11 protein-coding genes and 2 pseudogenes are annotated in these 12,539 nt (G+C 59.6%); 4 read left to right on the plus strand and 9 right to left on the minus strand.

Annotation, left to right across the window (positions count from 1 at the left end; all coding sequences use genetic code 11):
* Positions 1-471 precede the first annotated feature (471 nt).
* Positions 472-2,049 (plus strand): porin, encoded by a 1,578-nt coding sequence (locus tag ACP2YO_RS09710; protein ID WP_426440665.1) that lies wholly within the window; start codon positions 472-474, stop codon positions 2,047-2,049.
* Between the two features lie 111 nt (positions 2,050-2,160).
* Positions 2,161-2,364 (plus strand): hypothetical protein, encoded by a 204-nt coding sequence (locus ACP2YO_RS09715; RefSeq protein ID WP_426440666.1) that lies wholly within the window; start codon positions 2,161-2,163, stop codon positions 2,362-2,364.
* Between the two features lie 203 nt (positions 2,365-2,567).
* On the opposite strand, the gene ACP2YO_RS09720 is transcribed toward ACP2YO_RS09715, so the two are convergent.
* Together ACP2YO_RS09720 and ACP2YO_RS09725 are read right to left on the minus strand one after the other, a co-directional pair.
* A complete protein-coding gene (locus ACP2YO_RS09720; protein ID WP_426440667.1) occupies positions 2,568-3,539 on the minus strand; it encodes a DUF2806 domain-containing protein in 972 nt (323 codons plus the stop codon).
* A 133-nt stretch (positions 3,540-3,672) separates the two neighbouring features.
* Positions 3,673-4,647 (minus strand): hypothetical protein, encoded by a 975-nt coding sequence (locus tag ACP2YO_RS09725; RefSeq protein WP_426440668.1) that lies wholly within the window; start codon positions 4,645-4,647, stop codon positions 3,673-3,675.
* A gap of 262 nt (positions 4,648-4,909) precedes the next feature.
* Between ACP2YO_RS09725 and ACP2YO_RS09730 the strand changes: the two genes are divergently transcribed.
* Positions 4,910-5,452, plus strand: coding sequence for a recombinase family protein (locus ACP2YO_RS09730; protein ID WP_426440669.1), 543 nt, complete (start codon positions 4,910-4,912; stop codon positions 5,450-5,452).
* 372 nt (positions 5,453-5,824) lie between these two features.
* Here ACP2YO_RS09730 and tnpC read toward each other — a convergent pair.
* The 7 genes and pseudogenes from tnpC to ACP2YO_RS09765 all read right to left on the minus strand — a co-directional run bounded on the left by tnpC (position 5,825) and on the right by ACP2YO_RS09765 (position 11,940).
* Positions 5,825-7,428, minus strand: a pseudogene (gene tnpC / locus ACP2YO_RS09735) (IS66 family transposase).
* 73 nt (positions 7,429-7,501) lie between these two features.
* On the minus strand, positions 7,502-7,846 hold the full coding sequence (gene tnpB, locus ACP2YO_RS09740; protein ID WP_426433797.1) for an IS66 family insertion sequence element accessory protein TnpB: 345 nt from the start codon (positions 7,844-7,846) through the stop codon (positions 7,502-7,504).
* Positions 7,843-8,229: a transposase gene (locus ACP2YO_RS09745; protein WP_426433795.1), complete on the minus strand. Its 387-nt coding sequence runs from the start codon at positions 8,227-8,229 to the stop codon at positions 7,843-7,845. Before ACP2YO_RS09745 ends, tnpB begins: the two co-directional genes overlap by 4 nt.
* A 338-nt stretch (positions 8,230-8,567) precedes the next feature.
* A complete protein-coding gene (locus ACP2YO_RS09750; protein WP_426440670.1) occupies positions 8,568-9,971 on the minus strand; it encodes a hypothetical protein in 1,404 nt (467 codons plus the stop codon).
* 53 nt (positions 9,972-10,024) lie between these two features.
* Positions 10,025-10,354, minus strand: a complete 330-nt coding sequence (locus tag ACP2YO_RS09755) for a hypothetical protein (protein ID WP_426440671.1) — start codon at positions 10,352-10,354, stop codon at positions 10,025-10,027.
* Complete coding sequence (locus tag ACP2YO_RS09760) at positions 10,341-11,234, minus strand: tyrosine-type recombinase/integrase (RefSeq protein ID WP_426440672.1); 894 nt, start codon at positions 11,232-11,234, stop codon at positions 10,341-10,343. Before ACP2YO_RS09760 ends, ACP2YO_RS09755 begins: the two co-directional genes overlap by 14 nt.
* Entirely contained in the window at positions 11,221-11,940 is a 720-nt protein-coding gene (locus ACP2YO_RS09765) for a hypothetical protein (RefSeq protein ID WP_426440673.1), read from the minus strand. Before ACP2YO_RS09765 ends, ACP2YO_RS09760 begins: the two co-directional genes overlap by 14 nt.
* A 251-nt stretch (positions 11,941-12,191) precedes the next feature.
* Between ACP2YO_RS09765 and ACP2YO_RS09770 the strand changes: the two are divergent.
* Positions 12,192-12,533 (plus strand): annotated as a pseudogene (locus ACP2YO_RS09770) (porin); the annotation flags it as partial.
* Between the last annotated feature and the right edge of the window lie 6 nt (positions 12,534-12,539).

Here is a 12,539-nt window from a genome sequence, read left to right on the forward strand (position 1 = left end):
GTATTCCATTGAAATATACACGGTTTTGTCACCGAATCCGAGCCGGCGCCCTGAGTCGGTGAAGCGGCTTTTCGCCTGTCGATTCCGGGCATGCGGTTGGCTGGTCCCGCTCCGTCCATCGTTCCGCCCAATGTTGCCCTTTTTTGCGCCGGTGGTGATGACAGAATTATTTTATAATAAAATCAATTACTTAGCATGGGACGGTGGCTCACATCCCCGTGATATTTGTGCAACATCCGCCCGAAAACAGCCGCAACTGGCCCAAAACACAGCTGTCTTTTGTTGCGTGATCGGGGGCCTTCTGTCTCTTATGGAACTGCGACGGAGGGGGGCATCCCGAGGTCGTCCCGTTAGGTGGTTCGCTTAAGTCTGCCATCGTCACGAGGATGCGTTGATTTTCAACGTCTTTTCGCGGGTATTTCAATCGGCTTTGTACTCGGATTTGTACGAGGTCTCAACTTGGAGGTTAACATGAAGATGGTTAAGAGCCTTATCCTCGGCTCCGCGGCGGCTCTTGTCGCTGTGGGCGGGGCACAGGCAGCTGACCTTCCGGTCAAGGCGAAAGCCGTTGAGTACGTGAAGGTTTGCTCCCTGTATGGTCCCGGATTCTATTACATCCCGGGCACTGACACTTGCATCAAGCTGAGCGGCTACCTGCGTGCGGACGTGGTGGTGAATTCCAACTCGGACTACTCTGGTCCGTTCCTTGGCGCCGGCGGCGCAAACAACCGCTTCAGCGACGGCTACACCTGGCGGTCTCGTGAAGACTTCGACATCGATACGCGCACCGCGACCGAATACGGCGTCGTCCGCACCTACTTCGATGCGGTGTTCAGCTGGACGAACGCCGACTACGCTAATACCGGAACCCCCGGTGCGACGGTTTACTCTCCCATCGGCACGGTTTCTGCTCCGGGCAACGCCAACGCCGGCGGCGTCGCTGGCGGCGCGCTTGGCGTCTACCTCGCCTTCATCCAGTTCGCTGGTTTCACCATCGGCCGCGCGGTGTCACAGTTCGCTGCCCCGTGGGTCAACTATCCGGGCAACAACTTCGACGGTCTCGTCGGCGGCATCGGTACGGTGACTGGTATCAACCAGTTCAGCTATACCGCGCAGTTCGGCAACGGCGTGTCGGTGACGCTGTCGGCCCAAGATCCGACCACCTACCTCCAGGCTGGCGTGCAGAACCTCGGCGTTCTCGGTGCCACCAGCGCCGCCACCGGTCTGCTCGGTCCCTACGGCGCCAGCGACTATGCCAACGCAGTTTCTCCGGACTTCGTCGGCATGCTGCGCGTCGACCAGGCTTGGGGTCTGTTCCAGGCGTCGGTCGCGGCGCATGACAACCACGCAGCTTACTATGGCGGCACCGAACTCACCGGTCACCCGGAAGACAAGTGGGGCTGGGCTGGTGCGCTGGCCTTGTCGATCAAGAACATCCCGACCGGTCCCGGCGACACCATCAACGTCCAGGGCGTCTATACCAACGGTGCGACCAGGTACAACATCAACGACCTGTCGTTCGCCGGTGCACCCCAGGTGTTTAGCGGTACCAACGCTCCTGGCGCTTACCAGAGCATTGGCCTCGGCCTTGCTCCGGACAGCGTGTTCGTGACCGGTGGCTCGCAGCAGCTGGTCTCGACGTGGGGTATGCGCGGTGCCTACGTCCACAACTGGAGCCCGAACTGGAACACCAGCGTCTATGGTGCCTTCGCCCAGGTCATGTACAACAACACGGCCAAGGGCTTCATCTGCGGCCCGACTGGTTCTGGTGTCGGTGGCACGTTCGGCGCTACGTTCGGTACCGCTGGCCTGACTTCCTGCAACCCGAACTACGATATCGCACAGCTCGGTACGCAGACCCAGTGGACCCCGGTCAAGAACCTGACCTTCTCGGCCGACCTGAGCTGGCAGCACCTCGACCAGAAGTACGCTGGCACGATCACCCTGCCCGCCGCCACCGGTGCCAGTTTCGGCAAGCCGGCTGCGATCTATGAGCTGAAGAACCAGGATGCAGTCTCGCTGCTCCTCCGCGCTCAGCGCAACTGGTAATACCGGTTGATCTGATCAGAATCTAACAGAGCCCCCGGCGGGAAACCGCTGGGGGTTTTGCCTTGTGCCACATACAGGCTTCCCTGACTCATTCTGGTACCTGAGGTTCGCGTGATGATCAGCAAGGGGGAATGGCTTACGCGAAGAACATCCTTCAGCACCTGTCTTGTGCCACTTGGCTCCCTCGAACACCTCGGCGTCGAGGCGACGGTAGAAGGCTTCAACGACGGCGGCGATCAGGCCGGCCCGAGATTGAATTCAAGTCAAATTTCCTGGGAAGGCGTGACGGACTCCGGCGATGCGCATGCTCGATAAGCGCGCAGGCCGTGGGCGAGGATTCTGCGAAATCGTGAACTGGCGCGCCCGGAACGAGGCGACCTTCACCCAAACTTCGCTTTGAAATATCAAGATAAATTGGCTCAACTGCCGCTTTGGTCGTACCACCGTTTGTGACCACCAACAAGGGGCGCGCGCGCGGCGGTCTTGATTGGCAAACGGGTGCTGAATTACGCGACCAACTACTGGACTTTGCGGGCCTTCAGTCCTCTTCCCTCGAAGAACTTACACAGCCTTTCGATGTAGTCGTCCGGTTCAGGTGGGTAATCGTTCGAGAGCTTGAGCAGTTCGCTGCCGAACCGGGTCAGCATCATTGCAGGCATGGGCACCGTGATCTCCTTCTCGACCGTGAGGAGGATGGCTCCGCGCGCGATGGGCAGCAAAACGTTTCCGGGCTTCAATCCCACGCTCCAATTCAAGCCGGTGCCCGCAGCTCCGCTCACAACTCCAAGCTCTTGAGCTTTCATGAAGTAGGTGAGATCAGGGAGCCCTTCCGAGAAGATAGCGTGTTCGCAAACCGCAAGCGGAAGAATTTTGTCGTGAAGGAGTCGAGCGTCATCGGCACTCAGGTCCGCAAGGAGCCGCAGCGATTGGAGGCTGAACGACCGAGGCTTGCGAATTTCGTTCGCCAGTATCTTGGCCCAAAGAGATTGGATGTCTGCGTCAGACTTCGAGCTAACGTGGTCACTGAATGCGTTGAGCCAGTCGTCATCTATTTCGGCCGTAGCGTCAGTCCCCGCTTGTCCAGCATGACCAGCCTCCGACTGCACGGCGGCGTTGAGATGCTCAAGCGCGAGCCGGCCCACCTGCTCCCGGTTCTTCTGCTTCAGAACGGTTTCTCCAAATGTGTACTCCAGTGCCCTCTCGGTGAGGGACGGATCAGTCTTTGATTGCGCCGCGAGCTGGCCCGCTGCGGCTTTGATGACCGTCAGCTCGGCTTCCGTTTTCGCCTCACGAATTGCGGTATCCCGCTCGATCCGGCCTGAAACGTTGTCGACACCGGCTGCGATAAGCCGTCCGAAGGCCTTGTCGGCATTCTTCATTGTCTGGGGCAACGCCAGCTTGGGCAGTGCAAACGGAAGCCCGAGCTTGACGGCCAGCCAATCAAGCAAGCTCGGCTTTGCCTCGGGCACAGGAAGATTGCTCTCGTCCATAATCGACCCCGTCCCGTTCAACGCGCCGTCCCATCGAGGTGACAGTGTGCCTCAACGTTTTTCGTGCTCAATGGGCTGGCTGCAATTTTCACGGGTAAAATTCATTCTCCGCCGTCCCGTCGGAGGGGCTGTTTCACTCCCAAGGCGGCGTTCCGCGCTCGTCCTCACCGCGGTACCGGCGCAGCACCCGGCCCGCAAACTCCTCATATCCCATGTTGCCGGATGCGTAGGCTTCCAACAGGTGCAAGTTATCTTCAAACTTCGCCCTCGCCTCGCGCGCGACGGCCTGAAGGTTCGTGGTAACGAACTTCAAGAGCCGGTTGTCTGGCTCATTGCCGAGCCTCACATCGTGGTAGCCGAGGAGCGTCTTATCGCGGACTTTTTCGGCGATTGCTGCGTCCGTGACCGGCAGTAGCTGGTTGTAGGTTTGGTGGATGATGAGTCCGCATTTTCCGAGCACGTTGAACGTGACGAATGGAATGCGCCGGGCGATCAGAACAGGCACCGCGTTGAGGGCGATGCATTTCCGGAGCGTCTCCTTGATTTCGTCGACGTGCGGATACATCCAGTGCCTGACGTTCTTGCACTCGATCCCCACGAAGCCGGCGTCGGCGGTACGGAGGATAAAATCGAGCCGTTCGTCACCATGCAATAAGCGCGTGCCGATGTGCTGCGGCGGCTCTTCCTTGCTATACATGGAACTGTCGTCGTGCTCGTTGAGGTCTTTGAAGCGGCCGTAAAATTCGGCGCCAGGTAGCTGGCAAAGCGCTCGATAAGTGGCGATTTCCAACACCTGCCCGATGCGGGTCGCGATCCTCGTATATGGCTCATAAATGGCAACGAGCTCACGGAGCCGTGCCTCGCGTTGCTCAGGCGGCGTATTGCCGGCGTAGAACCACGGAGCATTGGCGGCGTTGACCCGGCCGATCCGGCCCTCGTGCATAAGGCGTCTTCGGACATCGGAGAGCACGTGCGGATCGATCCGCTGATTGAACGGGCCAGCGTCGGATATCTTCTGTTCGAGTGTCCGCTGGTTCGCAATGGTCATGATCCCCAAAACACGCATCAGGCGGGTCTCGGCGATTGCCTCGCGCTCTTCGCGCGTCATTCTTGCCAATGGCTCGCCCCCCGGCGGCGAATCGCGGTTGGGGTATTTATATATATGTAGGAGTAGTCCCAGCTATCCGGTTCGCGTTTGCGGCTCTTGGGGGCGCGGGTGTTCCCTCGGAACGGTGCTTAACTGCCTCCGTTGGGTTTACCCTCCCGAGACACGCCGATGAGACGCAAAATATGTCTCAATAGGGTTGACTTTGGAATTGTGAGACAGTATGTCTCATGGTCTAAAGGCAAACGAGACATCAGAGGACCACATGACCACCATCGGCTACGCTCGCGTCTCCACTATCGACCAAGACCTGACCATCCAAGAAGCTGCGTTGAAAGCGGCGGGCTGTGACCTGATCCGCTCTGAGAAGCGAACGGGCACCACCACGACCGGCCGCGAGGAGTTGCGCACCGTGCTGGACTTCCTCCGCTCCGGTGACGTGCTGATGGTGACACGCATCGACCGTCTCGCGCGCAGCATTGGTGATCTTCAGGACATCGTGCGCGCCGTGAAGGCCCGTGGTGCCTCGCTGCGTGCGACCGAGCAACCCATCGACACCAGCACCGCAGCAGGCAAGTGCTTCCTCGACATGCTCGGCGTGTTTGCCGAGTTTGAGACCAACCTCCGCAGAGAGCGGCAGCTTGAAGGCATTGCGGAAGCCAAGGCGCGCGGGGTCTACCAGGGGCGCAAGGCTTCCATTGACACCGCCAAGGTGAGGGCGCTCAGGGCTGAGGGCATGGGTGCTTCCGCTATCGCCAAGGCCCTCAAGATTGGCCGTGCGTCGGTCTATCGGGCCCTTGGGGAGTGACACGCTAAGCGGCCCTATGCTGTTGTTCAGCCGCGCTCTCCTCTAGGAAAACTTTGGGTCCCATCGAGCGACTGGACCCTAATTTCAGCTCGACCTCACCCCCCGACTTCAAAGTTTGGCGGTTAAGGCCGGCCAGCGTCTTCAGGCTTGGGTCTTCTGTGTGCTCTCGGGGGACCCGTGGGTTCCCATTTGAGCCTCGTGGTTCGAGTGGCTCCGCATGGAGGTATCCGGGCGTCCTTCTGGGACAACACGGGCCCAAAGCTCCTAGGGAATCCCCAGAGGCGCCTTCGTGCCAAGCGCTAGGGCAGTAGACCTGACCTATCAAAACGCGCCCACGGGCTCCGCTGAGCGTAAGCGTGTAGCCGAAGCCGTTCAGGCTCTGAAGTTCCACGGCATGAGGGCATCGATCTGAGTGATCGGCCACCGGTTCGCGATGCGCTCGAGCGTTTGCGTGAGCCAGGCGAGTGGATCGACGTCGTCATTTTGGCGGTCTGCAGAAGCGTAGCGATGGTCGCCCAGGAGCGGCCGCCACCATGGCTACCCGCGAAGAGCGCATTTTTTCTTGTGATTGCCTGGGGTCTGATGGTCCGCTCGACGATATTGGAGTCGATCTCGATACGACCGTCGCTCAGAAAGCGCTCGAGTGCGGCGCGTCTGGATGTGGCATAGCGGATCGCCTCGGCGAGCTTGGATTTGCCGGACAGACGCGGCAGCTCCTTCTCCCACAGATCGAACAGCGCCGCAACGATGGGGGCGGACCTTTGCTGGCGCGCATTCAGCCGCGTCTCAGGATCCTGGCCGCGGATATCGGCCTCGATCTCCCACAGCTCGACCATGGTGGTGACGGTCTGTGTCGCCAGGCGCGAGCTCTCGTTGACGTGAAGCTCGTAGAACCGTCTCCTGACGTGGGCAAAGCACGCTGCAAGCCGCACTCCCTCGTTGGCGCCCGCCGACCTGGCGAGCCGATTATAGGCGGCATAGCCATCGACCTGGAGGATGCCAGCAAAGCCTGCCAGATGGCGCTCGACGCATTCGCCGCCACGGCTGTCCTCGAAGCGATAAGCGACCATCGGTGGACCGATGCCGCCAAACGGCCGGTCGTCACGGGCATAAGCCCACAGCCAGGCCTTTTGCGTCTTGCCGGATCCGGGAGCGAGCGTTGGCAGGGTCGTCTCATCGGCGAAGATCCGTTCGCCTTGCTTGACCTTTTCCAGCACATAGTCGGCCAGCGGCTGCAATTCGAAGCCGACCTTGCCCATCCACTGCGCCATCAACGAGCGGTCCAGCTCGACCCGATCGCGGGCGTAGATCGCTTCCTGCCGGTAAAGCGGCAGCCCGTCCGCATATTTGGAGACGGCAATCTGGGCCAGAAGCGCTTCAGTCGGAAGGCCGCTCTCGATCAAATGGGCAGGCGCTGGCGCCTGTACCACGCCGTCGCGGTTGCGATAGGCGTATTTCGGGCGGCGCGTGACGATCACGCGGAACTTCGCCGGCGTCACATCCAGCCGCTTCGACACGTCCTCGCCGATCAGCACCTTCTCCAGCCCCTCGCACCCGGCAGGAACCTCCGGCTCGATGACGATCTCCACCCGCTCCAGATGCGCCCCGAACTCCTTGCGCGGCCGCGGCACGCGTTTCGGCATGTCCTTGCCGCCAGCCTTGGCCAGTTCGGCTTCAACCGCCGACACGCCGGTCTCAATCTCCTCGAACACGAAGGCGATCTGCTCCGTGCTCAGCTTGTCGCTGCGCAAGCGTTCCGAGCGCGTGCCGTAAAGCGTGCGCTCCAGCATTTTGACGATCGCCGTCAGCTCCACGATCCGCGCATCGGCGGCCTTGTTGATCGCCGTAAGATCGGTGTTTGCAGCGGCAATGCGGCTGTTCTCGGCCTCGATCGCCGCCCGCTCTTCCGCCAAGGCGACGATCAGCGCGTGGGCTTCGGCAAGCGTCGTCGGGAGCTCTGTAACGGGCGTCGTCATCGTCGCCATCACAGCAGAGTCGCCGCCACTCTTCCAAACTTTTCAGCACCCTGATTCAATTCGCCGCAGCTTGTCAGCCTACCGTTTCTGGGCGCTTCACAACCACCGGACGCACCTTCGTCCAGTCCAGCCCGTCAATCAGCGCGAGCAACTGCGCATGGTTCAGCTGCACCCGGGTCGGCGCAATCCTCGGCCAGCAGAACTTTGACTCCTCGAGAGTCTTGGCAAACAGGCATACCCCGCTGCCGTCCCACCAAACCGCCTTGATCCGATCCGCCCTTTTCGAACGGAACACGTACAGTGCTCCGCTGAAGGGGTCGGCCCCACCATCTCGAACCAGCGCCATCAAACCCGTGGCACCCTTGCGGAAGTCGACCGGCGTGCTGGCCACGTAAACCTGAACACCCGCCGGGATCATGCCTGCCGAACCGCCCGGATCACAGCAGCAAGCCGCCCCGCCTCCACATCTCCACCAACGCGCACCACGACATCGCCGATGACGATTTCCACCATCTCCCCCGCCATGGTCTCAAAGCGCGCGAACTTAACCGCTCGGTCTCGCGCCCCAGAGAGCGGCGCCACCATTCCCGAGGCCAGCGCCTTGCGTCGCCACGCAAACAACTGCGATGGATCGATCCCATGACAGCGCGCTATCGCCGACACGTTCGCCCCCGGCGCAAACGTTTCCCCGACGATGCGATCCTTCTCCTCCCGCGACCAGGTGCGGTAGCTCCGCCCGGGACTCACCGAAAGCCGCTCGGCCGCCGCTGTGATAACTTCGAAATTCTTGGTATCAGACATATGTTCGCTCTCATGAACTCCTGGGACAAATCACCAGGAGATTCTCTGACAATCGAACATCATCCGCTACGTGGGATGACCTACACGCTTACCGCTGAGCTACCTATGGCCTCTTGTGTTCGGTGAGGTCTCCGTCAGAGCCACTCCGGGACCTAGCCTTAAACTTATGTGACGTGGATCACACAAAGCCACGGCCCCAACATTTGTTCCCCGTTATGGTAATGATGCATTGAGGATGGGTGAGGTGGCCTAAGTGGCTACTCATGCTCTACATCAACAGAGATATTATATAATATATATCAATTACTTACTGGCCTCAGTCCTCCTCCTGATGGAAGCTATGCTGAATTGGTGACATCCAAGCTGGGAGTTACCCCGATATGGGCTTGAAAGTGTCGAGTTAGCGTCTCTACAGCCAAGTCCTGATGCGAAGCCGGCACAAGGAGGCTGTCGTGCACGGGAAGACTTGGCACGCCCTTGGCCATCAGATCCTTCATGCTGCCGATCACAACCTTGCTCTCGGCGTACATCAGGTCACCCCAGTTCCGAGCCTGGCCACCGATGGAGCTGCCCCAGCGCTCAAGCAGTGGGTGGTGATCAAGAACACGCCCCCGAACGTCACGCAGGCTGTAGCGCTTTGGGTTGAACTCTTCGGGTGCCATCCTCTTCTTCTTCAAAATCCTCCTGACATCCGCGACGAGCGGCTTACGCCACACTCGCAAGAAGGCACCGTTCCCAAAGTGGTAGTTGATGAAGAATTTCGTCACTACCCGGTCGAGCTTGGACGGGCCAAGAACATTTGCATAGGCGTCCGCGCCCGTGTCGAGTGGGTACCCGATCCATGCGTAAAAGATGGTGAGGTACGATGAAGAGATGTCCACCTCAGCGACCGGGTCACCGTCGATCAGCATTTGGACCCGCTCGTCCTCCCCGATCTGCTGATAGCAGCCGTAGTCCTGCGGGTATGAGTACAGGCGACCGCCCTTGTCCCACCGGTACGCCTCAAGGTCTTCCGCTCGGTGGAACTTGCGGACCCAGCCGAGGTGAATGATTTCCTTCGTTGGATGCGTGAGCGTGTGTTGGCGCATAAACGCATTGAGGGCCGCAATGTCTGCACGGAGCCGTTGGGTCTCCGGGGTCTCTGGTGTCGTGTGGTGCGGTTTTGTGAGTTGCACCAGCTCGGTAGGCATCACAGGAACGAACTTGAAGTGATCACGGACGTTCTGAGGTGTTACCCCGTGCTCGGCGCAAATAGCCTGTAGAGCCGGTGTGGCTCGGTAGCGCGTGAGCATTCCTCGGGGCGGCCCAGGGTTGCCCATCGCTCGACGTCCGTCATACCCCGGCTTGTGATCTAGTAACCCGGCCTCAAGCCATGAAGTCTGAACACCATCGAACATGCGCCACTTGACGACTTGGCCGGTGTAGTCACCCTTTTGCTGCGAACACCTCAGCCAACCCTCGCTACGGTCGCGCCGTATTGCGTCGAATAGATCGGCGAGGAATGCAGCCACTGCGGTCTCGTAGCGTGCTGAGGTCTTGTGACGTGCGTACGCTTTGCCCTGTGCTGCCTGAGGACGCGGATAGCGCTTCACCAACTCAGCGACCAGCGCACGGGCCTGCTCACTGCGCACTATGGCAGTTAGTGTCGCTAAGGGCGCATCGCGAAGCGCCCCACGCTCGGCCTTGGGGGTCTTCGGTTCCCACAAAGGATGTTCAATCAACTCATCATCGTTATCGGTCATTCGCATATTCGCTCGCTCAGGCACCTGGATCATTGAGATGGCTGGTGTCGCGATCAGAGCCCGTAAGCGCGCTCAATCATGTACGCGCTGATGTCGATGCCACAGCGAACAGCTACGCGGTCCACAACGGCTTCCAAGGCTCCCCCGCTGGTCCCAACACGCTCCCAGAAGCGGGCCGCAAGATGCGACGGCGCAAACACAGCTCTCTCTCCCGCTCGGATCATAGCTGATGCAAGCTGAAGGGCGGCGTACAGGGAAGCGGTGGTGATTTCGGTGATCATGATGTGTGATGCTTTCGTTGATGTTCCGGCGTGGCCCAATGCTTCGCCAGTAGTCTTAGGTTGCTTTGGTGTTAAAGTGTAATCCCTGTCATTCCAGTTCATATCGCGGGAACTTCTTGAGGGCGCCGGCAAGATCCTCGGGTGTCGGCGTCGTATATCTTCTGCCCGTCGTTGCAGGAACGTGGCCAGTAATTGCATCACTGTAACGTTCATCCATGTTGACGCGCGCTGCTATCGTTTTGAAGGTATGCCTCCACGCATGGTTTGGGCTGATCTCTGGGTCGCTTACGCCTAAAGACCGCACCCACATGCCCACCTGCGATCTCATTCGCTCAGCTTGGTTCTGTCGTGGTCGATTTTCAACTCGCTGGGCCGTTCGTTCCTTCGGTTCATAGAACAGCGGAGAGCCCTCGGCCATGCGTACAAACTCAATGAAACCTTGTTCGATGAGGTGTTCATGAAGGGGAATAGTGCGAGCCTTGCGCGTCTTGATCTTGCCTGCAGAAGGCGACAACCTTGCAAACCAAGACCCGTTACGCTGTAGGATGTCGGTAGCTCTCAACTGGGTGATCTCGCCAGCGCGGGCACCTGAATAGGCGCAAATCCATGGCACCCAGCGCTGCGCGCGTTCGCTATGTGACTTCGTATCGCAGCAGAGCAGGGCGGCAGATAGGATGGTCTTGATCTCTGCCGGGTCGAACGCTTTGCCTTCTCGCTCAACGTTCTTTTTAGGCACGCTGATGTGCACCTCCGGGAAAGGATTACTGTCGATCAGTTTCTCTTTGACGCCCCAAGTGAACACCGTCTTCAGCGCTGTCCGCCATGCACCTGCAACCGTTCCTGCCGAGCGTTCTTCGTTGACGAGACCTGTCATCCACGCCTTAGCCTCGTCATAGGTGATACGACGGACGTTGGCGAACCGGCGATCCGCTTCCTTGAACACCGTGGCCCACCTGTAGACCGTACCTTCAGCCGGCTGCACCGCGTTTCTCCAGGCGTCGAACAGCTCTAGTGCTTTCACGGGCGCAACGGCGCTGATTTGCTCCCAGCTTGGGGAAGATGTGCGGATGCTTATCGGGGCTGAAGTCACCACGTGCGAGCGCCTCCAAGCGCTGAAATGCGGGCAGCAGATTGCCGCTTACAGCGTCCACGAAAAGTTCTGCTGCGTCGGGCGTCAGGTTGAGATTCTGCTCCAACAAGAATGCTGCAGTTTTGGCCTCAAGCGAGATGGCGGGACGTATCTCCGCTTTGACCTCCTGCGCAAACTGCCAATCCCAATCAGGATCATCCTCGGGATGTTCCTCGTATTCGTCGGGGGCGTTAGACCCAATGACTTCCCAGACCAAGATGTCCGCCAAAGCCCTCCAATGCCCCGGCGTCTTCAGGTCTTGTTCGTGCCTCGAAAGGAACCAAGAATACCATTGGCCAGCCAGAGCGTACGCTTGCTGACGTGTAAGAGGCTGCGGGCCCTTGGCCTTTGCAGCCTTCAGGCTGGCGATACGTATCTCAATCTCTGCCAGCCATTCACCAAACCGAGCGCGGGCCTCATGAGCAGAGACACCGGCATCAAGGTGGAACTTCTCTTCCCAGGCGTTTCCATAACGCGCGGCATAGGCCTTGCGGACGCCTTCGGGGATGGCCTTGCGGGCCGCGTAAGCGCCTGTGGAAGTCCTCGTCAGCCGGGTCATCTGAAACGCCATTTGTACGGTGCCTTGTAGATAGGCGCATCCAAATGGCATTTCAAATCAGCAAGTTACTGATTTTACAAGTCTCAGCTCGCCGGAACTTCGGATCGCTTAAGTCCCTCGCGTTCATGCGGGTGTGTCCGAAGGCGCGAAGCGACTAGGCGGGTTTTGAGGGACAAGGGAACCAACCTTAGGGTTTTTCTACCCGGCGGATCCGGAACCTTCCCTGAGATAGCGCAACTTGGAAGTTTAACATGAAGATGGTTAAGAGCCTAATCCTCGGCTCGGCGGCGGCTCTCGTCGCGGTCGGCGGAGCTCAGGCGGCCGATCTTCCCGTCAAGGCCAAAGCGGTCGAGTACGTGAAGGTTTGCTCCCTGTATGGTCCCGGATTCTATTACATCCCGGGCACTGACACTTGCATCAAGCTGAGCGGCTACCTGCGTGCGGACGTGGTGGCGAATTCCAACTCGGACTTCTCTGGTCCCTTCGCTGGCGCCGGCGGTGCCAACAACCGCTTCACCGACGGCTACACATGGCGGTCTCGTGAAGACTTCGACATCGATACGCGCACCGCGACCGAATACGGCGTGGCTAGATTGCCG

Source organism: Bradyrhizobium genosp. P (genome assembly GCF_049949265.1).
Lineage (GTDB): Bacteria > Pseudomonadota > Alphaproteobacteria > Rhizobiales > Xanthobacteraceae > Bradyrhizobium.